Origin of the sequence: Dongia mobilis (assembly GCF_004363235.1) — a bacterium.
GTDB lineage: Bacteria > Pseudomonadota > Alphaproteobacteria > Dongiales > Dongiaceae > Dongia > Dongia mobilis.
In genome coordinates, this window is sequence record NZ_SNYW01000009.1 from 176,190 (window position 1) to 198,797 (window position 22,608).

The 22,608-nt window shown below is 63.1% G+C and carries 18 protein-coding genes; 8 read left to right on the forward strand and 10 right to left on the reverse strand.

Translation table 11 applies throughout. The features are described from left to right. Window positions 1-3 precede the first annotated feature (3 nt). The 3 genes from lptG to A8950_RS12485 form a co-directional block, all read right to left on the reverse strand. Window positions 4-1,095: an LPS export ABC transporter permease LptG gene (gene lptG, locus A8950_RS12475; RefSeq protein ID WP_133614011.1), complete on the reverse strand. Its 1,092-nt coding sequence runs from the start codon at window positions 1,093-1,095 to the stop codon at window positions 4-6. Then, complete coding sequence (locus tag A8950_RS12480) at window positions 1,092-2,306, reverse strand: LptF/LptG family permease (protein ID WP_133614012.1); 1,215 nt, start codon at window positions 2,304-2,306, stop codon at window positions 1,092-1,094. The genes lptG and A8950_RS12480 overlap by 4 nt, the downstream gene beginning before the upstream one ends. 123 nt (window positions 2,307-2,429) lie before the next feature. Continuing rightward, window positions 2,430-3,452, reverse strand: coding sequence for a metallophosphoesterase family protein (locus A8950_RS12485; protein WP_166645146.1), 1,023 nt, complete (start codon window positions 3,450-3,452; stop codon window positions 2,430-2,432). A gap of 366 nt (window positions 3,453-3,818) precedes the next feature. On the opposite strand from A8950_RS12485, the gene A8950_RS12490 reads away from it, so the two are divergent. The 3 genes from A8950_RS12490 to A8950_RS12500 are packed head-to-tail and all read left to right on the forward strand — an operon-like array spanning window position 3,819 to window position 6,606. After that, entirely contained in the window at window positions 3,819-4,724 is a 906-nt protein-coding gene (locus A8950_RS12490) for a CDP-alcohol phosphatidyltransferase family protein (protein ID WP_208109849.1), read from the forward strand. Next, entirely contained in the window at window positions 4,703-5,683 is a 981-nt protein-coding gene (locus tag A8950_RS12495) for a diacylglycerol/lipid kinase family protein (RefSeq protein WP_133614015.1), read from the forward strand. The genes A8950_RS12490 and A8950_RS12495 overlap by 22 nt, the downstream gene beginning before the upstream one ends. A gap of 14 nt (window positions 5,684-5,697) precedes the next feature. After that, window positions 5,698-6,606: a hypothetical protein gene (locus A8950_RS12500; protein WP_133614016.1), complete on the forward strand. Its 909-nt coding sequence runs from the start codon at window positions 5,698-5,700 to the stop codon at window positions 6,604-6,606. A gap of 57 nt (window positions 6,607-6,663) precedes the next feature. Here A8950_RS12500 and spt read toward each other — a convergent pair whose 3' ends face one another. From spt to A8950_RS12520, 4 genes are all read right to left on the reverse strand, one after another. Then, window positions 6,664-7,884: a serine palmitoyltransferase gene (spt, locus tag A8950_RS12505; protein ID WP_133614017.1), complete on the reverse strand. Its 1,221-nt coding sequence runs from the start codon at window positions 7,882-7,884 to the stop codon at window positions 6,664-6,666. A gap of 3 nt (window positions 7,885-7,887) precedes the next feature. Next, window positions 7,888-8,127 carry an acyl carrier protein gene (locus A8950_RS12510; protein ID WP_133614018.1) on the reverse strand — a complete coding sequence of 80 codons (240 nt, stop codon included), beginning with the start codon at window positions 8,125-8,127 and terminating at the stop codon, window positions 7,888-7,890. A gap of 243 nt (window positions 8,128-8,370) precedes the next feature. Continuing rightward, on the reverse strand, window positions 8,371-9,315 hold the full coding sequence (locus A8950_RS12515; protein WP_133614019.1) for an NAD-dependent epimerase/dehydratase family protein: 945 nt from the start codon (window positions 9,313-9,315) through the stop codon (window positions 8,371-8,373). Between the two features lie 18 nt (window positions 9,316-9,333). Further along, window positions 9,334-11,073 (reverse strand): fatty acyl-AMP ligase, encoded by a 1,740-nt coding sequence (locus tag A8950_RS12520; protein ID WP_133614020.1) that lies wholly within the window; start codon window positions 11,071-11,073, stop codon window positions 9,334-9,336. A 222-nt stretch (window positions 11,074-11,295) separates the two neighbouring features. Here A8950_RS12520 and A8950_RS12525 point away from each other — a divergent pair, with 222 nt between their 5' ends. The 3 genes from A8950_RS12525 to A8950_RS12535 are packed head-to-tail and all read left to right on the forward strand — an operon-like array spanning window position 11,296 to window position 15,657. Then, on the forward strand, window positions 11,296-13,281 hold the full coding sequence (locus A8950_RS12525; RefSeq protein ID WP_133614021.1) for a hypothetical protein: 1,986 nt from the start codon (window positions 11,296-11,298) through the stop codon (window positions 13,279-13,281). A gap of 8 nt (window positions 13,282-13,289) precedes the next feature. Continuing rightward, a complete protein-coding gene (locus A8950_RS12530; RefSeq protein ID WP_133614022.1) occupies window positions 13,290-13,952 on the forward strand; it encodes a hypothetical protein in 663 nt (220 codons plus the stop codon). Continuing rightward, window positions 13,945-15,657, forward strand: a complete 1,713-nt coding sequence (locus A8950_RS12535) for an ABC transporter ATP-binding protein (RefSeq protein ID WP_133614023.1) — start codon at window positions 13,945-13,947, stop codon at window positions 15,655-15,657. Before A8950_RS12530 ends, A8950_RS12535 begins: the two co-directional genes overlap by 8 nt. Here A8950_RS12535 and A8950_RS12540 read toward each other — a convergent pair. Further along, entirely contained in the window at window positions 15,597-17,453 is a 1,857-nt protein-coding gene (locus A8950_RS12540) for an ABC transporter ATP-binding protein (RefSeq protein WP_133614024.1), read from the reverse strand. The genes A8950_RS12535 and A8950_RS12540 overlap by 61 nt on opposite strands. Window positions 17,454-17,791: 338 nt before the next feature. Here A8950_RS12540 and A8950_RS12545 point away from each other — a divergent pair, with 338 nt between their 5' ends. Further along, a complete protein-coding gene (locus A8950_RS12545) occupies window positions 17,792-18,700 on the forward strand; it encodes a hypothetical protein (protein ID WP_133614025.1) in 909 nt (302 codons plus the stop codon). A 118-nt stretch (window positions 18,701-18,818) separates the two neighbouring features. Further along, window positions 18,819-19,676, forward strand: a complete 858-nt coding sequence (locus tag A8950_RS12550; protein WP_133614026.1) for a 2OG-Fe(II) oxygenase family protein — start codon at window positions 18,819-18,821, stop codon at window positions 19,674-19,676. A gap of 80 nt (window positions 19,677-19,756) precedes the next feature. Here the strand turns inward: A8950_RS12550 and A8950_RS12555 are convergent, their stop codons facing one another. Continuing rightward, window positions 19,757-21,049: a CDP-alcohol phosphatidyltransferase family protein gene (locus A8950_RS12555; RefSeq protein ID WP_166645147.1), complete on the reverse strand. Its 1,293-nt coding sequence runs from the start codon at window positions 21,047-21,049 to the stop codon at window positions 19,757-19,759. 110 nt (window positions 21,050-21,159) lie between these two features. Beyond that, window positions 21,160-22,335 (reverse strand): mitochondrial fission ELM1 family protein, encoded by a 1,176-nt coding sequence (locus A8950_RS12560; RefSeq protein ID WP_166645148.1) that lies wholly within the window; start codon window positions 22,333-22,335, stop codon window positions 21,160-21,162. Window positions 22,336-22,608 lie beyond the last annotated feature (273 nt).

Consider the following 22,608-nt stretch of genomic DNA (forward strand, 5'->3'; position numbering starts at 1 on the left):
ACGCTAGTAGCCCTCCTGCCGGATCAGCCAGGTGCCGCCGATCGCTGCGAACAGCAGGATCGGCAGCCAGGCGGCGAGGAAAGGCGGTACCGCGCCCGATTCACCCAGGGCCAGAACCAGGCCGTCCGTCACGAAATACAGGAAACCGAGGCTGAACCCGATGGTGACACCCATGGCAAGGCCTCGTTCGCGACGCTGCAGCGAATGCGCCACCGGTGCCGCCAGCAGGATCATGAGGATCGCACTGACAGGCTGGGCAATGCGCTTCTGCAGCCAGGTCTCGTAGAAATAGGTCGGCCGCACGCCAACCTGGGTCGAGGTCACCAGATCGTTCAGCTTGGCGAACGACATGGCCTGCGGTCGCTCGACCAGATCGGAAAACTCGGCCGGTGTCAGAACCGTGTCCCAGGGCTGGCTTTCCGTGTACTCGGTTTGCACCGGTTGCTGCTTGATGATGTGCGTCGTCCAGACCCGCAGCAGGGTCCAGGTTTCGCTGGCAATGTCGAAACGCGCTTCGTCGGCGAAAACTTCGGAAACGATATTGCCGCCCGCATCGCGTTCGTAGATGCGCACGTCATTGAGACGATTGCCGTCATGCGAGATGCCGCCGGCCTCGACCACGCTGGAGCCGTCCTGCACGAAAAGTGAATCGCCCTCGTCCTTGTTCGGCGCCCTGGCAAACTCCGCTTCAAGCTCGAATGTAATCAGGGCCTGGCTGGTGCGCGGTACGACCTGGTCGGCAAGCACGAAATGCAGCACGGCAACCAGGCCGACCGCCGGCAGGAAGGCCCAGAGAATGGAGAAGTAGGGCGCACCGGCAGCCTTGTAGGCCATGATCTCGTTGGCACGCTCCATGCGCCCCAACGTGGTAAGCGTGCTCATCAGGACGACGAACGGCACCAGGAAGGAGGCAATCTCCGGGAGGCGCAGGACGGCGTATTCGAACACTGCGGAAATGCGCCCGCCATGGTCCCGCAGGATATCGGTGCTGTTGCTGAGCAGATCGAACAATTGCAGCAGTGCCGTGAAGCTGATGAGGAACAGTCCGAACTGAACCATGAAGCTTCTGAGAACGTAGCGGCTGAAAGTGTTCATGAGGACGCCTCCGCCTTGCGGCGCGGCAAGCGCTTACTGACCATGGCGGTGGCCCAGCGCGAAGCGTCACCGACGGCATCGAATACATGGGCCAGCGGATCCGCGCCGGGTCTTCCGTTGGTCATGTGGAAGAGCCATGTCGTGGAAATCGCGAACACCAGAAAGGGAACCCACAGAACCAGGAACGGCCCGGCGAGTTGCTCGCCCACGGCATCGTGACCGAATTGCAGGATCTGGAAGTAGCCGACCAGGAACAATGCCCCGAAGGTGACGCGCAGGCTCTTCGATGTGCGTCTGGACGACACCCCCAGCGGCATCGCGAGGAGCGGCAGGAACAATATGGAAAGGATCCGCACCAAACGGCTGTTTATTTCGGCCTGCAGGTCCTCGAGGTCGTGTTCCGGCGACTTTGCGAAATACGCCTCGACTAGTTCGACCAGATCCAGCTCGCTTTCCTTTTCGCCGCGGCTGCGGAACGGTTCCACCACCGCAGATTCCATCGGCAGTTCGAGTACGGTGAACTCGACCGACCGCGCATTCGTCGTGCCCGGCATGGATTCCAGTCGCGTCCCGTTGCGCAGCGTGAGTAGCAGTTGAAGCGACCCGCTGCCGGCGCGCGTGAGTTGTCCGGATTCTGCCGTGATGATCACGTCGCGACCCTGGTCGTCCTTTTCCTTCACGAAGACCTGAGATAAGACCCGGCCGCCATCGGAAATATCGCCGATCAGAATGGTTTTGCCGCCGAAGCCCGAAAAGAAGGCGCCACGTTCGATCGCCGAATCCCACGCGGTCTCCACCACCAGATGGACAAGCCCGCGATACGCCCAGCGCGTATGCGGCTGCAGAAATCCCATGATGTAGGTGCTGGCGATAACCAGGACGATGGTCAATCCCATGATCGGCACCATCAGCCGGCGGAGAGAGAGGCCGCTGGCACGCATGGCGTCAAGTTCGCTGTCGGATGACAGTCGCATGCTGGCGAACAATACGCCGACGAACAGTGCCGCCGGCAGCGCGATGCCGAGATAATGCGGCACCAGGTTGGCCAGCATCCTGATGATGATGTCGAGCGGTCCGCCACGATTGGCAAACAGGTCGAGGAGGCGGATGAGACGCTCGAGCAGCAGGGCGGCCATGGCAATGCCGACGGCCGCCAGTAATGGCAGCGAAACGCGCTTCAGCAGGTAGAAATCGATCCGCGACAAGGTCATGGCCGGACCGTCCGGTTGCGCCGGCCAGTATTGGCGTCAGCGGCGGGCCCGGGCGCCGCCGTGTTTGTCCTTGCCTTCTGCCATCTCGCGGCGCGGGTCGTCATTTGCTCAATCATCCTTGGCCTACGCGGTCGCCGCTGCCGCCCCCGGCTGGTCCGCACTCGGAGAATAGGCCTTTTGCGGGCCAGATGTCAGGGGGATCGCCATGGACATGCGCCCCTGCCGCTCGAAGCCGTCGGCCGCAGCGTTGAGGCCGCGGATCTCAACATCCAGTGACCACGAATCCGGTTCCTTACGGATGGTATAGAGATGGTATCTTGCCGGATCCTTGTGGCCGGCCCTGACGGCCGATGCAGACGGAACCCCGAAAACCGGAACCGGGCCGACCGCGGTGGCGATGCGGCCGAGACCGGAGACATGGGTATGTCCGTGCAGCACAAGTTCCGCGCCGGCTTCCGCTATGACTTCCTGAAACGCCTTTGCGTCCAGCAGCGATTTGCGCTTGTAGGCACCACCGCCAAAGGGCGGATGGTGGATCAAGACGATCCGGAACAAGCCGTCTGCGCCCGCCGTCCGCAGCTGGCCGGCAAGGCGTTCGCATTGTTTCGCGCCGAGACGCCCCGCTGCAACGAAAAGGGGCATGGGCAAGGCCGTCGTCGTACCGATCAGGGCGACGGGGCCAAGGCGCCGGGTGAAGGGGAAATCATCATGGGAACGGGGCAGGCGGTCGTCTTCCCCCGGCTGGCGCTGACCACGCATGTAGGGAGCCCAGAGGGAGAGGGATTCCTGCCACGGCACGTCGACATAGGCGTCGTGATTTCCCGGTATGACGGTCACACGGTCTGCCGGGCCAAGTGTGGAAAGCCACTCGGCCGCGGCGGTGAACTCCGCCGGCAGGGAGATGTTCACCAGATCGCCGGTGACGACGGCGTGATCCCAATTCTGCCGGGCAAGATCCGCTGTCAGCAGGTCGAGGACGTCGCGCCGGTGTATCCGGATACGATTCTGGGTCCAGGACAAAAATCCTGAAAGACGCTTGTTCAACAGTGCCGGCCATTCGGCCTGAGGCAACGGGCCCAGATGGGGATCGCTGAGATGCGCCAGAACAAAAGCCGTCACTGCATTTGACCCTTTCCTTCCGGTCATATCGGTCGATCCCGACCGGTTGGTCAATCTGGACTGTATGGTCAACAATCTGCCGGTATGACGGTCGCTCGCCGCCGATTTGGCTAGACGGCAGTCCAATTCGGGTTTAACTAAGCCCCGATTTCCCGCGGACTTACACAAAAACGCATGCCAAATCAATCGGATAGTTGGCCCGATCCCACCTTTCTGAACGAGTCTGATGCCGCCATCTGGGGGCTGACGCCGCGCGCGCGGTTGGAACGCGCGCTCCGTCGCGCCCAGTCCGGGGCAGGGGAGGCGGCCAAGCCGGGAAAACTGGTGTTCCGGGCAGACATGGTCCTTCACGAGAGCCTAGTGCGCGCGCTGGTGTGCCGGCCGGGCACAGTTTTGACGGATGATCGAGGCAGGCCGGTCGCGGGCCATGGGCGGGACGAGGCCGAAGGCGAAATTATTTCCGGCACCATCAAGGCCGAACGGATGCCGCATGCGGGGTCGGACCTAGTCGTCGTCGATGCTGCCGGGCTAACCGGCACCTACGACCAGGCCCTGCGCCGCAAGGGGGCGCCGTATCTATTTTCTCTCGAGACACAGTCGCCGGCCGAGATCGAGCGGCGCATGTATCTCGAGTCCTACAAGGGGGTCACCGATCTGGTGACCAAATATGTCTGGCCCGAGCCGGCCTTGCTGGTGACGCGGTTCTGTGCCGGACGCGGCATCTCGCCGAACATGGTTACACTCGTCAGTTTTCTGTGCGTCGTGCTGGCGACGTGGCTGTTTGCCGTCGGGCAGTTTGGCCTCGGCTTGGTCGCAGCCTGGGCGATGTGCTTCCTGGATACGGTCGACGGCAAGCTTGCCCGCTGTACCCTGACCTCCAGCAAATGGGGCAACGTATTCGATCACGGCACCGACCTCATTCATCCCCCCTTCTGGTATTGGGCCTGGTATGTCGGCCTCGGCGGTGCTGCCGTCGTCGATCCCTGGATCTTCTGGGTCATTATCGCCGGCTACATCCTGGGGCGCGGCCAGGAAGGGCTGTTCATGTGGCAGTTCGGCATCGAGATGCATATCTGGCGGCCACTGGATTCATCCTTCCGCCTGATCACTGCAAGGCGCAATCCGAACCTCATCATTCTCAGCGTCGCGGTGGCATTCGGGGCGCCCGATACCGGCTTCGAAATCGTCGCCTGGTGGACCATTCTCAGCTTCCTGTTCCATTGCGTCCGAATAGCGCAGGCCTTCATGGCGCGCGCTCAGGGTGCGAGGCCGGTATCATGGCTGATGGATCGCGCATGAACGACGTCCGGATCGGCGTCATCAGCAACGCCCACAGCAAGCGCAACAAGCGCTCGATGCGCGAGATCCATGCCCTGCTCCTGGAGCATCCGCAGGTCCTGCATCGCAGTTTCGACCACATTTCCGAATTGCCCAATTGCTTGAAGGAAATGGCTGCCGCCAGGGTGACGCATCTGGTGATCAGCGGCGGCGACGGTACCGTGCTGGCCGCCATTTCGAGCCTGATCAACAATTCGCCATTCCGGACCCAGCCAAGCCTCAGCCTGCTTTCCGCCGGGATGACCAATGTCATTGCCCATGCGGTCGGGCAGCCGGGCCTGCCGGCGACGGGATTGCGGCGTCTGGTAATCCGGGCGGAAGCCGGGACCAGTGCACAGGTCCTCGAACGCCCGGTGCTGTCGGTTGATTTCGGCGACGGTCGCCCCATCGAGCGGGGCTTTCTCATCGGTGGGATCGGCTTCTATCAGGGAACGCAGCTCGTCCGGCGCGATATCCATTCCCTGGGTGCCAAGCAGACTTTTGCGGCAAAGCTCGGCATCTTCTGGTCGATCCTGAAAATTCTCGCCTTCGGCGCCGGTCCGCGTTCCGGCTTTCACGGCGAGGAAATCGGACTATCCCTCGACGGACGACAGGAGAGGCGGAACTGCTTCATGTTTCTCTGTTCCACGCTGGACGAGATCCTGCCAGGCGTCAGGCCCTTTTGGGGAACGGGTACCGGTCGCCTCAGACTCACCACAATCGACTCGCCGCCACGGCGGTTTGCCCTGGCGGCGCCGGCCGTGCTGCGCGGGCGGCCGCGTCCCTGGATGGCCGAGTCCGGTTATCTCAGCCGCCGCTCCGAACGGCTGGAGATCGAGATCGCCTCGCCGGTCATGATTGATGGCGAGAAATTCGACCCGCCGGAGAGCGGCCGGATCACGGTCACGGCCGGTCCTGTCGTAAGATTCCATCGCTACTGAAGGAATCGTGCCAAATGGCCACCGATGCCGTCGCCACCTTGATTGCCGGGGAACTGGGCCAGCCAATCGCGCCGGCAGCCCTGGCGATGGCCGAGCATTGTCGCGCCCGTCATGGCAAGGCTGCGATCGCCGTCCTTTTTTATGGCTCGTGCCTGCGCCAGTCCGAACAGGCGCTGGCTGACGCCCTGCTCGATTTTTATGTCGTCGTGGACGATTACGGCACGGCCTTCGACAGCCGCCTGATGGCCCTGGCGAACCGCCTGCTGCCACCCAACGTCTTCTATGTCGAATTGCCCTGGCAGGGGATCACCCTCAGGGCCAAATATGCCGTGATGTCGCTCGACCAGTTCGCCGCGGGCTGTGCGCGGTCGGCCGGCAATGTCTCCATATGGGCGCGGTTTTGCCAGCCGGCGCGGCTGGTCTGGGCCGACAGTGCCGCGACACAGCATGCGCTTGCCGCGGCACTCGCCGACGCTTGCCGTACGATGCTTTGGCATGCCTGGCCGACGGAAACGGGCGGCAAGGTCATCGAGGCGGACAGCCTGCAGGTCTGGGAGAATGGCTTCCGGCGCACCTATGCAGCGGAGATCCGCTCTGAGACCGGCGAGCGTGCGCGCGCCCTCGTTGCCGCGGACAAGGTGCGCTATCAGCAACTGGCCCGCATGATTCTGCCGGAGCTGCGCCGCTCGGGAGCCGCCGGAGAGGGTGTCTGGCGGCGGCGAGGCGTGATCGGCAAGTCGCTGAACTTCCTGCGCCTGGTCAAGGCCGCCTTTACCTTCGACGGCGCCGTTGACTATGTGCTGTGGAAGGTACGCCGCCATTCCGGCGTGGTTGTTCCGGTCAGCGACTGGCAGCGGCGGCACCCGCTCCTGGCAGCGCCGGGACTGGCGTGGAAGCTCTACCGCCTGGGCGCGTTCCGCTAGAAAGAAAGGGCCGATGCGATGCATCGGCCCAATAGACAGGTCGTTGGTATGCTGGATTTACTCGGCGGCAACCGCATGCGCCGGGGTCGGGAGGATGCCAAGTTCGCGGCCAACGCCACTCAGGACATCGACCACGCTCTGCAGCTGTTCCTTGGTGTGCGCGGCGGAAACCGAACAGCGGAGCAGGGCGGTGCCGGATGGTGTCGCCGGCGGCAGCGCCAGATTGACGTAGACGCCGTTCAGCAGCAGGGCGCGCCAAGCGCGCGCCGCCAGGGCCGGGTCATTGATGTGGACCGCCACGACCGGACCCTTCTGTGCGCCGACCGTAAAGCCAGCGGCGCGGGCGCCTTCGTAAAGCGTGTCGACATTGTCCCACAGCTTTTGCATCAGGCCGGGATTGGCGCGCAGCTTGGCCAGCGACTTGCGGACCGAGGCCACAGTCGCGGGCGGCAGTGACGCAGTAAACATATAGGGGCGGCAGGCGACCCGAAGGATGTCGAAATCCTCGATGTTGGAGACGAGGAAGCCGCCAATGGCGCCCATGCTCTTCGAGAAGGTGCCGGTGATGAAGTCGACCTGGTCGAGCACCCCGTCATGTTCGACGACACCCTGGCCGGTCTTGCCCATGACGCCCATCGAATGGGCCTCGTCGACCAGGATGTAGGCGCCATGCTTCTTGGTCACCGCAACGAATTCTTTGAGCGGCGCATGGTCGCCCAGCATCGAATAGATGCCTTCGACCACGACAATCTTGTTGCCGGGCTCGTTCGCAAGCCGGCCGAGGCGGCGATCTAGGTCCGCCGGATCATTGTGCTTGAAACGGATCACGGTCGCGGAGCCGAGCTTGCAGGCATCATAGATGCTGGCATGGCTGTCGGCGTCGATGATCAGGAAGTCGTTGGGTCCGGCGAGGGTCGAGATGGCGCCGAGATTGGCCTGATAGCCGGTGGTGAACACCATGCAATGCTTCATGCCGTAGAAATCGGCCAGGTCCTGCTCCAGCGCCTTGTGGTCGTGATAGGATCCATTGGCGATGCGCGAGCCGGTGGTGCCAGTGCCGCAGGTATCGAGCGTTTCCTTTGCCGCCTCGATGCAATCGGCATCAAAGGTGAAGCCAAGATAATTGTTCGAGCCGCACAGGATGGTGGGCCGGCCCTCGATCAGGGCTTCGGTGGCGGAGAGAATTTTCTCCATCTTCACACCAAAGGGATCGGCGCCGCAGCTCTTCACCTGGGCATGCAGCTCGCGCTGCGCCTTGAAGCGATCCAGCAACCCCATTGTTCAAGCCCCCTTCTTGGATTCGATCACGGTGCGGGCCAACTGACCGACCGTGGCAATTTCCGGCACCATGTTGAGCGGGATCGAGACATCGAACTTGTCCTCGAGCTCCATCAGCAGATCCATCACCGCCAGCGAATCCATGTTGAGATCCTGCGCGATGTCGGTATCTGCGGTGATGGCAATGTCGCCCTTCTTGAATGGCTGCAGGGCGATGGCGATCTCCGCCACCACTGCGTCCATGGACAAATTCGCCACTTGCTGAGCCGCACTCGCCGTCACTGTGCCAACCAATCTTTTTCTGTCTGCGCCGGAATTTGGTGAACTCCGGGAATCTGCTAAATTCGGGAACCCCTTAGAGGACACGTGATTCGTGCCTCGCCCCACGGGTAAGTTGTCTTAAATTTCGCCGCCAACGTTAAATGACAAATTGTTACCGAATGTAACATCGTCTTGATTTCAGTCGGTTAGCGGCTTTTCCTCAAATCACAGGAGAGAATGCCGTCGGTACCAGGCGGCGGTGTCCCTGAAGCCTTCAGCCAAGCCAAAGGCCGGCTGCCAATTAACCATTTCGGTCAGCCGCGGCCCCCCGGCAACCCAGTCCGGGTGGTAGAGTTCGGCGACCTTGGCAAGGGAAAGCACCATTGGCCGCCGGATCAGGCTGGCGCGAAGGCTGGCTGCCGCCGCAATTGGCAGGAAGAGTGGACGCGGAACCCTGATGCCAACCGGGCTGCGCCCGCAGGCGCCGGCCAGCGCCGACAGAATTCCCACCCAATCGTGCCCGGCGGGCGCACCGTCATCAATCTCGATCAGCCTTTCCTGCCAGGCCGGGGTGTCGAGGAGTGCGGCGATCGCTGCCGCAAGATCGGTGACGTGAACGACCGATACGCGGGCATTCCGTGCAGCCGGATAGGTTACGAGGCCGAGTTTTGCCGCCTGGAAGAGCGGAAGCAACTCCCGGTCGCCCGGGCCATAGATGGCTGGCGGGCGCAGGATCACCCAATCCCTTTGTCCGGCCCTGGCCTCGACCATCTCCTCAGCGGCACGCTTGCTGGCGGCATAGGGGGAGAGGTGCGGCGCACGCGCGGCCAGCGAAGAAATGTGGATGAGCCGCGCCGCGGGCTCCCGCGCGGCTTCCGCCAGCAGGCATTCCGTACCGCCTGCATTGACGGTGGCAAACTCGGCCGGCGACAGCGCCTTTACCACGCCGGCGCAATGGATGATTGCGGTCGCGCCGGAAACCAGTCGGTGCAGGGCATCGCGGTCGTCGAGATCGCCGAGGACGATTTCTACATGCCGGTCGGGGCCCAGAACTGCCTGCGGCAGGCGCCTTGTCAGGATGCGCACCCGCCAGCCCTCCGCCAGCAGCCGCGCGGTCAGGGCGGCGCCGACAAAGCCGGTTGCCCCAGTGACGGCGACTATGCCACGCATCAGGGCTTGCGCCGCTGGTCAGGCACTGATGCTGAATTCGGCGTTGGCATAGTGACCGGCCAGAAAATTCGCCTTCGCCTTGGCACGCGACAGCTTGCCGGAAGAAGTCTGCGGCAGGCCCTTGGGCGGCACCAGCTCCACCCGCGCCTCGACCGACATGGATCGCTGCAGCAATGCCGCCACATCCTGCTTCAGCTTGGTGCGTGCCGCCAGATCGGCGACGCGGCACTGCACCAGAATGACGACCTGCTCCTCGTCATTGTCGCCGAGCATCGAAAAGGCCGCAGTATCGCCGCGGCGCAAATCCGGCAGGGTCTCGGCGGTCCATTCCAGATCCTGCGGCCAGATATTGCGGCCATTGATGATGATGAGGTCCTTGGCGCGGCCGGTTATGACGATCTCGCCATCCAGCAGATAGCCCAGATCGCCGGTGTTCAGCCACCCATCCGGACCGATTGCCTCGGCGGTCAGTTCAGGCTGACCGAAATAGCCGCTCATGACGCTGGGCCCGCGGAAGAAGATGCGGCCGATCCGCCGCTCCGGCAGCAGGGCGCCGGATTCATCGCGGATCTCGAAGGCATGGCCGGGCAGGGCCTTGCCGCAGGCGACAAGCGCGCGCGCCTGGCGCCCGGGCTCGACCGGGGTTGCGACCTGGTCTTCCAGGTCGCCACGATCAATGTGATCGACGTGATAGGCGCGGTCGAGCGGCGCGAAGCTCATCGCCAGCGTCGTCTCCGCCATGCCGTAACTCGGCACGAATGCCTCGTGATGGAACCCGAACGGGCCGAAGGTCTCGCTGAAGCGACGCAGGATCGGATCCTGGACCATGTCGCCCCCAATGCCTGCCGCGCGCCAGCAACCTAGGTCGCCAGAAAACTCCGTGCCGCCGCGCATGCGCTTGGTGCAGAGTTCGTAGCCGAAGGTGGGCGAATAGGCGAGGCTGCCGCGATTTTCGGCGATCAGTTTCAGCCAGGTCAGCGGCCGGCGGGCGAAATCGCGCGTGGCGATGTAATCCACGGAAACCTGTCCGGTCGCGGGCACCAGCAGGAAGCCGACCAGGCCCATGTCGTGATAGAATGGCAGCCACGAGGCGCAGCGGTCGGATTCGGTAATATTGAGGCCAAAATGGGTGATGGCGTAGGCGTTGGCCATCAATACGCGCTGGTGGATCTCGATGCCTTTGGGAAAGCGCGTCGAGCCGGACGAATATTGAAGGTAGCCCGGTTCGTCGGCGGCGAACGGCTTGAGGTCGGCGTCGCGGGTCGGTAACGCCATGAAATCCGCGGCGCTGGCCGCCATCCGCACGTGATCCAGTCCCTTCACCGCTTCGGCGAGAAAGCCGAGCAACGATTGCGGCGCCATCGCAAGGCTGGCCTCGCAACCCGCAATCTGCTGCCGAAGCTGCGCGACATAGGCATCCCGACCGCCGAGGCTGGTCGGAATTGCGACCGGCACGGGCAGCAGCCCGGCATACTGCGTGGCGAAGAAGGCCGTCACGAAATCCATGTCTGTGTCGGCAACAAGGACAATGCGCGAGCCGCGCTGCAACCCCAGACCGAGGAACCGGCGAGCCATGTCCTGCGCCCGATCACGCAGCTCGGCGTAGGAAAACACCGCCTGGAGATCACCCTTGGCCGAGTAGAAATTGAGCCCCGTCGCGCCCTTTGCCGCATAATCCAGAGCCTGCCAGAGCGTGTCGAAATCGCTGCGACGATGCGGGAGGCTGCTATTCGTTGTGGGCGTCGGTTTGAGGGTCATCTGTTCGTCGGCCTGTTCCGGGGGCGTTCGTTCCGGCGGGAATGAGACCTTCGGTCGCATTCGGATAAATTGCGCCAGGGCCTTGCTATCCTTAGGATTTTGCGGTCCATAGCAAAACTGCCGGCCAGGGACAAGGCAATCCGGGGCCAGATCAAAGGAAGGTTGGGTTGAGTATGCAATTCAGCTTACACTTTCCTTACCATTACGTCGGGACCTATCGGAATGAAGACATCGGATGTTGAAGTGGCGCCGGCGGCGGAAAAAGGATCCAGCCGGAACTTCCTGCTGGAATGGTTTCTGCCGGGCAAGGAAAAACCCAAGAAATTCAAGGCCGGTACACATCCTTCGGCCGGCGGCGTGCCAGACGCCAAGACCAAGGTCAGCCAATCCATTGCCGATGTCCTGGGGCTGCTGCGGGCCGACAAGGCGCATCGGGTCGGTGTCCACGGCGACGAGGCCTTCTTCCGGGCCTTCGCCGCCGAGTCGGCGGAAATCGAGGCCGTCTGGCTTTCTACCGACATCTTCCAGGACCAGCCGCGTGGGGCCCAGCCGCTCACGGCCGCCTCGCTCAAAACGGTCGACGCATTGGTCGCCGGCGGCGCTGACGTCGCGACCAGGTACCGCTACTCCCTGCGATTGATGCTGGCGCACGCTCCTGAAAAGCCGGTGCATTGGGTGGCGGAAAACTGGGAGTTCTGCGCCGGCACGGCTGCCATCCCGGCCGTGATCGACGACGTCGATGCGCTGGTTTTCAATCACTTCGAGGAATTCTTCGGCATCAAGGACCCGATCCAGTTCCGCTTCGAGGTCATAGCCGAGGGCAAGACGCTGCGCACCTATCGTGTCCTGGGCCCGAGCCAGTCGACAAACCTCAATCTGAATTCGCTGATGCCCGACCGGCAGGGCGCCGTGTGCATGAAAGTATATGTGGCCCATCCGTTCCTGACCCGCGGCCGGCACTACCGCTTCCGGGTCTGCGGCGACGTATTCTGGAAGGACAGCTTCACAATCATTCACGGCTCGCACCAGTTCTTCAAGGACCCGCGCAAGATCCAGCCCTTTCGGCTGATCGATTCGGTTGTACGTTCGGGGGAAGTCGTGATGACGGTACCGAACTACGATCTCGACATGAGCGATGATGACGCCATTGTCATCGGCAGCGGCGCGGACAAGCGGGTGCAGAAGCGCTCCCGCAGCAGGCCGGTCGAGGAGGTCCACTTCCAGCACGCCGCCGGCGGCGGCACGGTACGCAATTACTTTGCCGCATCCTATGCCGGGTATGGCACGTCGTTCTGGTACGCGCTCGATCACGATCTGGCGCCCGGCTCGGGCAAGCAGGGGTCGATAGCAGCCAACCATCTGTGCCGCGTGGGTGTCGACAACCGCGATGACATCCTGTTCACGCCGGAAGAACGCAGAATTGTCGAAACAGCCATCGCATCCGGCTTCATGATTCATCCGTGCTGCCTGCCGGTCACATCGCCGGACGATGCCCTTGCCTTTGGTTTCAACTTTGATGCGTCGAACCCGCCATTCGATGACTACTGGATTCGCTTCTATGACGCGGCCGGCGGCTGTGTCGGCGAGCATCGCTATCACAAGGATTTCATCGGGCCAGTCCTGATCGACGACGTCCTGGCCCAGTGGTCGCATCCGCGCAAGGCGGAGGTCGTGATGGCATTGGTCTGTCCCGACCATCTCAAGATCGGGCTTGCGCCGCAGCGTCTGGTGACCACGGCGGACATGGTGGTACGCCATCGCCGGACCGGCGATCAGGATTTCACCGAATTCCAGTCATCCTGGCGCAATATCGGCGCCAACATCCCGACCCTGCCGCATTGGCTGCACCCGTCCATCGGTGTCATGGGCCGCACCAACGTAATCGGCCGTGTGCGCACCAAGGGTGGCGGCCGAACCGGCGTGTTTGTCGCCAATGCCAGCGGCAACCTCAATTACGACATGAACGCCCGGGTCGAGATCTCGGCCATCAATCATGCGGGCGATCGTCTCAGCTACCACCTGACCTTGCCGGCTTTCGCAATCGGCCTGGTCTGGCTGGACGACGTCATGCCGGGGCTGGCCGCTCATATTGGGGCGAGCGGAATTGCCGCGCTTCAGGTAAAATCCGCGGATGCCGACCTGACGGCGCATGTCCTCGGCCTCTCGCCGCAGGGCGCCGTTGGCCTGCAGCATCTTTGGGGTTACTGACAGCCTTCATGGTTCTGGCATCGTTTCTGAAAATTTGGCCGTCGCCTGCCAATCCGGCCTGGGGCAGTGCTGCAGCGGCCGCGGCCGTGCTGGGACCGGCGCTTGCCGTCGCGGTGGCGCCGCGCGCCGTGCTGCGCAAATTGAACGCGGCCGCGATGGCGCCCCTCAAGAACCGCTTCCTGGTCGATGGTCTCGGCGACCTGCCGTCGAAGGCGATTTGCGAGCACTATACCTATCTCGACATGACCGATGTCGCCCGCCACGGCGATGACGTGGCGGCGACAAGGCTGCACCGCTGGCTGGTCGCCAGCTGCGAGGCGGGGCGGCCTGTGACAGCTCGCGGTCAGGTAATTGACAGCGTCGAACTGGCGACCGCCTATTGCCAACGGAACCTGGCACTCTTTCGGTCACTGCAGCAGAACGGCTATAGTTATACTGGTCGAGATGAGATATGCCTTGGCATCACCGCCGACGGCGCGCTCCTGCACATGCGTCGCGGCACCCATCGCATGGCGGCGGCGCATATGTTGGCAATGCCGCGCATTACGGCCCGAATAACCCATGTCGACCGCAGGTTCGCCGCGGATGCGCTTCGGGCCGGTGAGCGGGGCGGGGCAATTGCCTCGTTGGCCAAGGCCATCCAGGAAGTGACGAGACAGACGCTTGCGTGACGTATTTCGCATCTTTTTCAGCACCGGCTGGCGACAGCAGGTGCTTATCCTGATTGTCCTTCTGACCTCGGGGATCGTCGAGGTAGTCGGCATCGCCACGCTGTGGCCCATCATCGGCATTATCGGCGGTGAAGGCATGCCCAATGATCACATCATTGACGACTACATCCGGTGGGCTCTGGAAGCGGTGGGACTCCCGCTGACCATCGAGGTACTGCTGGGCGTGATCCTTGGCGCCGCCATCCTGTCTTTCGCCTTTGGTACCGCCGGATCGGTGTTCGTCGGTCGCTCGGTGGCAAATTTCGGCACCGGCATACGGCTGCAACTGATTGACGCCCTGGTGCGCGCGCGCTGGAGCTATTTCGTGGCACAGCCGGTCGCCCGCTTCACCGCGGCCATGAACTCGGACGCTGAACGCGCCAGTGTCGCCTTCAAATCTGCCGGCATGTGCCTCGTCGCCTTGACCCAGGCCGCCGTCCTCATGGTCATGGCGATCTTCGTTTCCTGGCCGTTCTTCCTTGGCGCCGTCGCCATCGCCACCGTCCTTTGGCTGGCGGTCGGACGCTACATGCGCATGGCCAAGAAGGCCGGCCGCGGCAAGAGCAAGCACAACCTAGCCCTGCTGCATTCGGTCACCGATGCGCTTACCAACGTCAAGGCGTTGAAGGCGATGAACCGGCACACCTTCATCGGCCATACCTTCGCGGTCCATATCGATCGCCTGCGCCGCGCCACCCAGGCGGAAACCTACAGCACCAGCGCAATGCGCGCGATCCAGGAACCGCTGTTCATATCGCTGCTCCTGGGCGGCCTTTACATCGGGCACACATTCCTTGGCATGGACTTGCGCGTGATGCTGGGATCAACCCTGCTGCTGAAGCGCATTGCCGACGCCATCGGATCGGTGCGCGCGAACTATCAGCGCGTCGCACTCGACCGGATCAGCTACTGGCAGCTTCAGAATCTCCTGGCGGAAATTCGCGCCAATCGCGAAGCCCTGATCAGTGGCAACCTGCCGCCGCTGCCGGCCGACATCACCCTTGCCAATGTCAGCTTCTCCTATCCCGGCAAGCAGGTGATGCAACACGCGAATCTGACGATGGATGCCGGACGGCTGACCACGGTGATTGGTCCGTCCGGCGCCGGCAAGACCACCATCGCCGACATGGTTGCGGGCCTTCACGCCCCGACCGAAGGTACAATCACGGTCGGCTCGACCCCGATCGACCAACTTGACATGGCGGCCTGGCGTCGGCAGCTCGGCTACATCCCGCAGGACAGCATCCTCTTCAACGACACCATCCTCAACAATGTGTCGCTGGGAGATCCGCGCATCCAGGAGAGTGAGGTCCGCGAGGCGCTGGTGGCGGCAGATGCCTGGGGCTTCGTCTCGAAACTGCCGGGCGGCCTCAATTTCTCAATCGGTGTCCGTGGCAGCCTGCTGTCGGGCGGCCAGCGCCAGCGATTGGCCATTGCGCGGGCCCTCGTCGGCCAGCCGCGACTGCTGATCCTCGATGAGGCAACGAGTGCACTCGATCAGAAGACAGCGCAGGAGATTGCGAAGTCGGCCCAGGCGTTGACCGGCAGCCGGACGATCCTCGCCATCACGCATCAGGCCCTCTGGGTCGACGCCGCGGACGCTGTCTATGAGATCCGCGACGGGAAAGTGACGATGGCGGCGCCGGCCTTGTCGGGCTCGGCCTGAGTACTCCGGCCATTGCCCGCGTGGTGCGGCCTGGCCCGGTCGATGGCGGCCTTTCGCTCGGCTGCATCGAGTTCACTGACCTTGCCATGCGCGACGCGGTAGACCCGGTCGGCCAGTTCGACCCAGGCCGGCTGATGCGTGATAGCAAGCACGGTCAGTCGACCGCGTTCGCGCGAGACGGTGGCGCAGATTTCGGCCTCGGTATTGGGATCAAGCGCGCTGGTAGCTTCGTCCAGGATCAGCAGGGCGGGCTTCGTGACCAGCGCCCGCGCCAGGGCAATCCGCTGGCGCTGACCGCCGGACAATAGCACGCCGCGATCGCCGACCGTGGTCGCCAGCCCCTGCGGCAGTTCGCGCACGAAGGCCATGGCACCGGCCCTTTCCAATGCCTCGATGGCCGCGGCTTCGCTGATGCCGGGATCGCCCAGGGTGACGTTCATCAGGATCGTGTCGTTGAAGAGCAGGATCTCCTGCGGCACATAGCCGACCATGGAACGCCAGCGGCCAAGGTCGATTTCCGTGAGCGGTACGCCATCCAGCGTGATTCGGCCCTGATCCGGCTCGAACAACCCGAGTATGAGGTCTGCGGTCGTCGTCTTGCCCGAGCCCGACTCGCCCACCAGTGTGGTGATACTGCCAGCCTTCAGTTCCAGCGACACGTCCTCAAGTACCGTGGCGCGGCCATAGGAGAAGGTGACCCGTTCCAACCTGCAGGATTCCTGCAGCGTCGGCAGCTTGCGGCCGCTGAACGTCTCAGCCGCGGCCATGGTGTCATGCAGCGTCTCCATCACGCCGTAATAGCCGACTTCGGCATTGACGGACTCGCGTATCGATTTCTGCATCTTGGCGAAGCTGCGGGTGAGCCCGATGATGAGCAGGCCGGAAACCAGCATGCTGGCCAGATCGAGTTCAAGCAACCTGACGCCGATATAGGTTATGGCTGCCAGCATGACGATGATGATCAAATCCGGCAACCGGCTGGCCAACTGCTCCAGCAGGACAAGTTCGCGCAGCGACTGGCGAAGCGACTTCGTCTCGTTGCGCAGCTCGTCGATCAGGACCTCGTGGCGATGCATCGCCTTCATAGGCTTGAACCCGACCACCACGTCATTGAGGTCCATCACGATCGTTCGCGTGGTCAGCAGCATCCGGCGCGAGAAAATGCGCGAACGCCGGGTCAGCCAGCGCATGGCGGTCCCGACCACCAAAGCCATGCCGACGCCAACCAGCCCAACCTGCCAATCCACCACAAAGACGATGCTGCCGAGGACCAGCACCTGGATGGCCGAGGTGATGAGGGCCAGCGAGGTGCGATAGATGGCTGCGCCCCAGTTCGCCTCGTGGCTAATGGCGGCGGCGAAGCGGCCGATCGGATTGACCGTATAGTAGGACCAGCGCGCCGCCAGCATTGCGTCCATCAGGCGCGAGCGCAGCTCGGTTGCGATCTCGGCCACCAGATAGCCGATATACCGGCTGACATTGAGCGAGATCACCGCCTTCAGGACGGCCAGGCTGACCATGACCAGGACCAGGGCGCCCAGGGACTTGTCGATGTGGAGCATCTCGAGGGCGCCAAGGATGATCCGTTCGACCTTGTTGGGCGCCTCGGTCTGGTCGCCGGCGACGATGGTCAGGATGGGGAACAGGCTGGCGACGCTCATGCCTTCCAGCAACGACGCCGCCATGACCCCCAAGATGACGGGAATCTGACGCCACAACCCATGCTTGCGGATGACCAGGAAGGCATTGGTCAGCGGCGAGGGGGTCTCTTTGGATTCGGTCTTGGATCTGCCCATGGTCTCGGGTCGGCCCGATCTGAAATGGTTCCGTCAAGCGCCGGGGGCGGCCCTGAAATGTCCTAGGAGCTGCCGATACCGCCGCATGCCCCGTCCGGTGCCCGGCTGTGATAACACCCGGGTCCCGGAAGTCAATTGGCGGCTTTTACGCACATGGCGGGGGGCGAATAACCCTGCAGGATTTGCGGCAAATCGGCGCATTTTCAGTGGGTTCGGTTGCTGGCGCGGGCGTTCGCCAGTATCATTTTGCCATCAAGGGCCGCGTCCGGGCCGGTAGTTTGGCCGATTCCGGGCGGTTTCCGGCCCAGTGCCGAGCCGGTACTCAGGGGGTCACAGGCGTGCAGTACAAGCTGTTTATCCAGTCCAACGACGAACAATATCTGGGTGCGCTCGTCGCCGGATATGCGGCCAAGCGCAACAGCCGCCAGCCCGATGCGTTCGATGTCGTCATCATGCATTATGACGATTACCCGTGGCTGGAGGCCCGGGTGGGGCAGCCGTTCCTGCGCGGACTCGAGCGTCGGCCCTGGGCGCATGATGACCTGCAATCCTTTACGCCGCTCCGCTTTACGCCGCCCAAGGCGATGAACTATCAGGGCCGCGCCATCGTGATAGACCCAGACTGCTTCGCCGTTGCGGATATCATGGAACTCTTTACCCGCGACATGCAGGGCGCCGGGGTGATGTGCCGCATGCGCCCGCCGCTCAAGGAAATGCCCGCCTATCGGGCCTCCAGCGTCATGTTGCTGGACAATGCCAAACTCACCCACTGGGATGCCGAAAAGACCTTCAACGAGATGTTCGAGTTCAAGACGGATTATCTCAAATGGATCAAGCTGGAATACGAGGCGGATTCCAATGTCGGCCTGTTCGAGCCGGAATGGAACGATTTTGACAAGCTGACGCCGGCGACCAAAATCCTGCACACGACCTACCGCCGCACCCAGCCGTGGAAGACAGGGTTGCCAATCGACTTCACCGTCCGGGTAAAGCCGGAAAAGCCGAAGTCACTCGCCCGCAATTTCCTCAAGAGCCTGAAACGCAGCATCGCCGGAGATCGTCCGGGGCGCACCAAGAACGGATTCTATCAGCCGCATCCCGACCCGAACCAGGAGCGCCTGTTCTTCGGCCTTGTCGCGGAGATGCTGGCCAAGGGTTTGATCGACGAGAAACTGATCGAGCGCGAGATGGCCAGCAATCACGTGCGCCACGACGCCCTCGACCTGTGCCGGAAAGTGGCAGCGTGAAGCGGCGACGGATCGTCGCTGCGGCGGATTGTAAAATTGTGCCCTTGGCATCGCGGCGTCAGTCTGGCGCCCGGAAGCACGCCCAAAACCGGGCACGTGCAAATTGGAGAGGCAAGTAATGCTGGCGGCGACTGCAACGATACAAGCTCCCCATATGCTGGAGACCGTGCGGCCCGATCAGGTCGCGACCGACCCCTATCCGCATCATGCGCGGCAGAACGCCGTGCCGGCCGAGATCTACCAGCAGCTGGAGGCCGAATTCCCGAGCCTTGACATGATCCTCAACGGCCGTACCGACGTCGGCAGCAATGTGGCGGTGCGCATGACCGTCAAGCAGGTGCTGGGCGACCGCAGGATATCGCCGCTCTGGCGCGAGTTCTTCGAATACCATACCTCGGCGGACTACTGGCGCCACGTCACGCGGCTTTTCGGCGATCATTTCCGTCGTGCGTTTCCCACCCTCGAGGAAAAGATGGGCCGCCGCTTCGAGGATTGGCGCGTGGTGCCGCGCGGCTTCGGCGGCGATGCCGAATTGCGCCTCGATTGCCAGTTCGTCATGAACACGCCGGTAACGACCGAGGTCAGCAGTGTCAAGACACCGCATGTCGACCTGTGCGACAAGATCTTCTCGGCGCTGTTTTATTTCCGCGATCCGCGCGACAGCGTGACCGGCGGTGACCTCGACATCTACGCCTGGAACCGCGAGCCGCGCTTCATCAAGCACCGTTCGATCGATCGGGATGTCAAGCTGGTGAAGACCGTGCCTTATGCGGCTAACACCTATGTCTGCTTCCTGAACTCGGAAAATGCGGTGCATGGCGTTTCGCCGCGGGGTCTTACCGAGGTGCCGCGACGCTACATCAATTTCATCGCCGAACTGCCGTTCCATGCCTTCGAACCCAAGCAGCTCAACAAGCTGCAGCGCATGTTCTTCGCGAGCGAAGTGCGCGAGGCGGCGCAGGACGACAAGTACTGAAACCGGCGCCGCCGCTACGGCCAGAATGGCGGGGTGGAAGGACGAGGCCCCCGTACCTGAAGGTACGGGGGCTTTTTCTCTCAGTCGACCTTGAGGGCGCCGGCGACGTCGGTCGGCTTAGCGCCCTTTTTGTGGGCCTGCTGCACGGCGAGGATCCAGAAGGTGCGGCCACCGTGATAGGCAGCGGTCAGGATCTGCCAGGCGGTAATCAGATAGAACGCCTCGAGGGCAAAGCCCAGCACATAGCCGATGATGAAGATCGGCAGGGTGATGTTGCGCCGCGCGATGAAGGTGCGCATGCGCCCATCCAGGCGCGAATGGGTGTGGAATGCGCGTTGGAAGAAGCGCGGATAGATTTTCAGGATCAGGCGGTCGATGACATAGAATGCGACAACCAGCATGGCCGCCGTGCCGAGGGGCGACCCCCAATCCAGCGACCCGCCGCCGATGCCATAGGCCCAGGCCACATACCAGAAGGGCGGATGCACCATGTCGAGGCCGTGATCCAGCCAATTGCCGATCCTGGAGTCGGTGAAGGTGAGGCGGGCAAGCTTGCCGTCGACGGAATCGAGGACGCTCATGCCATAGGCCATGGCAAAGCCGGTCCAGAAGCTCCATGGCGCCCCGATCGCCCAGATCGGGATAGCGCCAAGGGCCAGGAAGATGCTGAAGATTGTCACGGCATTCGGATGAATCCGGGCGCGCGCCAGCGGCCCGACCGATATCCAGACAAGGGGCGGATAGACATAGCGGGTGAAGAAGTCGGTCGATCCCTTGTAGTTCGACCAGAACATGAATTTCTCGACCTTGGCGGCCTTCTCGGCCGTCTCTACCCGGAACATGTAATAGGGGATGGTCCGGCGCAGCTTGCGGATAAAGCCGTCGAACTGATCCTGGGCATAGGCCCGGGTGGTGCCGTTCGCGATCAGTATTTCCGCCAGGGCGGCAAGATCGTCGGCAGCGATGGCGCGGCCGGCAAGGCGGCCGGGTGCCAGGCGGATCATGGCGGCCCGTTCTTTCGCCTCAGGGGCGAGGACTGCAACCGAGTCGTTGAGCGGCACCAGGGCTGCATGCAGGCGCGCATCCGGCAGGGTGGCGCCATCCAGCAGCAGCAGCGGCGCTTCGCCGGCCTTGGCGAGGAAGGCGTTGAGGCGCTCGGCGAAGGTGCCGCTGGCCTGGCACCATTCGATGGTAAAGGCCTTCTCCAGGCTGGCATCGATCTCCGGCTTGCTGCCGGTACCGCCCAGATCGACAACGATGCGGGCGGGGCGGGGCAGGCTTCGCTTCAAGGCCTGCAGATGGCGTTCGACCAGAGTGAGGCCGAACACCTTCGGCACGCGCCCGCAGGCGGCAGCATCAATCCAAACCAGCATTGGCCGAAAGTCCCTAAGATCAAGCGATTGCGCAGGGTGACATGGCGGCGTCATACACGCGATTGGCCCGCCCCTCAAGCGTTCCGCGCACATTGAATGGGTGCAAAAACCTATCCCTGGCGATCTGCCCACAACTGCTGGATCCGCGCGACGACGGCAGCGATTTCCTGCTCTGCAATGCTGGGACCGGCATCGGTCGGCTTTGGGGGCGGCGCCCCCCGCATTGGCACGGCGATCCCCGTATCTGTCAGCCGTTTCATCAATTGGCCGATATCGCGGCGGGGGCGGGCCTTGCCGCGACGGGTCCAGGCGTCGTAGAGGCGATCGCCGAGGTCGGGTGCCAATCCCGCATCCTGTCTTCGTTTGCGGCGCAGGCGCCAATGGCGAGACAGCGCGGCCTTCAACCCCGGCTTTTTCCGTGGCGCAATTGTGGGCAGATCAAACAGATAGATGGGCTTTCGGCGGGTCGCAGCCTCGGCCACCATCGAGGCGCTGTCGATCGTGATGACGAAATCGTCGGCAAGCGCCAGCAATGCGGGGTAGGCATTGGCACGGCCGTCCGGCACAAAAGGCAGGAAAAGCTGGTGCGGTTGGTTGCGGAAGTGACCTTGCAGCACGGCAAGGATTTCGGGCGGCGTCCGCGGGGACGTGGTGAACAGCAGGCTGCCGCCCTGGCCTGCGTGCCAGGCTTCAAGTTCCTGCGCCAAATGTTCGGCCTCGGTCCCGCCAAAAGCCAGTTGCGGCGTTGGCCCACCGATCAGGACGGCATGCCAGGGACGCGGCAGCGCTGCAAAGCGCGGATGCCAGATCCCCGCCGCCGCCGCCAGTTCATCCGAGTCGACGGCGACGATAGGCAGGCTGATTTCCGCCACATTGGCGGCCGGCGGCAGATTGTATTGCGGGGTCGTCACCACAAGGTCGAACAGGCCGAGATCGGTCCGCGGCCTGCCGAGATGGATGTGAAGCACCTCACCACCCGCCGCTTTGGCCTGTTCCCTGATCCAGCGCGTGACCGGCACGGAGCGCCGGCCAATGGCTATGATCGCCTCGGGCCAGGGCGGCTCCAGCCGGTCGCTGAGCGCAAGGTCGGTTCCGATCAGGCTGGCGCCGCGATCCTTGAAATCCACGGTGACGCTGTCGTCATAGCGGATCTGCTTGACCGCACCCGGCCAGCCGAGGGCGCGGGCGAGGGCCAGGACCTGCGCATTGTCGCCGCGCCGTTCTCCCAGGATCAGCCAGGTCAAAGGTGGCCGGTTGCGCGGGGTGGTGTCGGAAGAGGCAGCCATGATGCGGCGGACCATAGCAATCGAATCGGGAGGCGCCAAGAAACACGGCATCTCGATCCGGCCGGCGGCCGATTAGGGCGCCGCCGCCGGTCAGGCAACAGCACTTGAACCGATGTAAGGTTCACGCCGACAGATTACCGCCCGGCTGACAAAATCCGGTCGCAATCGACTGCTAGGAAAGCTGTTCGCCGCCCTTGGGGGCCGGCGCTATACTGTGATCAGCCCGCAAGCCGGTGGACGGTCCGGTCCGGGGCAGACCTAGCCAGCTCTTTT